We start from the raw sequence: 306 nt of genomic DNA, 5'->3' as shown, positions 1-306 counted from the left end.
GAGCCGCCGTACGACCCGCATCCCGCGTCCGCCACCGCCCGCCGCCGCCTTCACCAGCACCGGAAGGTCGGCCTCGGTGACGTCCCGCAGGGGCCGGATGCCCAGGAGTTCCTTGGCGCGGGTCTTGGACGCCATCGCCTCGATGGCCTCGGGGGGCGGCCCGATCCAGAGCAGGCCCGCGTCCAGGACGGCACGGGCGAAGCCGGCGTTCTCGGACAGGAAGCCGTAGCCGGGGTGCACGGCGTCCGCGCCGGCCGCGACCGCCGCCTTCACGATCAGGTCGCCGCGCAGGTACGTCTCGGCGGG

General features: G+C 75.5%; 1 pseudogene. It reads right to left on the bottom strand.

The annotated features are described in order from the left end of the window. A pseudogene (locus RH94_RS42105) lies at positions 1-306 on the bottom strand (biotin carboxylase N-terminal domain-containing protein); the annotation flags it as partial.

Source organism: Streptomyces kebangsaanensis (genome assembly GCF_001906585.1).
GTDB classification, from domain to species: Bacteria; Actinomycetota; Actinomycetes; order Streptomycetales; family Streptomycetaceae; genus Streptomyces; species Streptomyces kebangsaanensis.
The sequence above is the reverse complement of the archived record's forward strand: the minus strand, read 5'-3'. Positions and strand labels throughout refer to the sequence as shown.